Source organism: Desulfosarcina cetonica JCM 12296 (genome assembly GCF_001311845.1).
GTDB classification, from domain to species: domain Bacteria; phylum Desulfobacterota; class Desulfobacteria; order Desulfobacterales; family Desulfosarcinaceae; genus Desulfosarcina; species Desulfosarcina cetonica.
The window spans coordinates 1-650 of the sequence record NZ_BBCC01000536.1; the positions used below are offsets into that span (position 1 = coordinate 1).

Consider the following 650-nt stretch of genomic DNA (forward strand, 5'->3'; position numbering starts at 1 on the left):
CCATTGCGGACCAGGTCGCCGTGCCGCCGGCCAGCCGGTCCATCAACCAGCCGGCTTCCCAGGCCAGCAGTTGGATGACCAAAAGCGCCCCGGCCACATGCCAGACGGCCGACACTTTCCGCTGCCAGGTGGTCTCCAGGGTTCGCAGCAAAATAAAGTGAATCGCCACCATCAGCGGCCAGGCCACCAGCCACCACCCTGGAAGGGATGGCGCGTGTAGAAAAAACCGCTGGCAAGGGCCATGGCGGCCAGGATCATGGTCGGCAACAACCCCAGGGCCGGCCAGCACGCGGCTTTCCAGTCCACCCGGCGGTGAAGCCAGCCCAATGCCAAAAGACTCAAGCCCACGAAAACCATGGCGCCGGGCAATTCATGCCGCTTATCCAGACAGCGATGGATTTCGTGCAATCCCGTGCCGAACCACCAGGCCAGCCCCCAGCTAAACGCAAGCCCGGCCAGCGGCGCCTCCAACGCATGCAGCCGGTCGCGAAAATGCTCCAGCAGCCAGGCGCTGATGAGGCCGGCCAGGGCCACCATCATGCCGCCCAGAAAACGGTTGTTGAAAACGGCCACGGCCGATCCGACCGGATGGCTGGCCATCAGAAACGGCCACACCCGAGCCCGCCTGCAGCAAAAGGCCGAAGCTCCGG

Annotated in this window: 2 protein-coding genes; both read right to left on the bottom strand. The window is 64.8% G+C overall.

Translation table 11 applies throughout. From position 1 onward, the window contains the following. Positions 1-187: hypothetical protein (locus JCM12296_RS35445; protein ID WP_157068235.1), on the bottom strand; the 187-nt coding region annotated here is incomplete at its 3' end. Then, positions 172-650: hypothetical protein (locus JCM12296_RS35450; RefSeq protein WP_218188478.1), on the bottom strand; the 479-nt coding region annotated here is incomplete at its 5' end. The genes JCM12296_RS35450 and JCM12296_RS35445, both read right to left, overlap by 16 nt.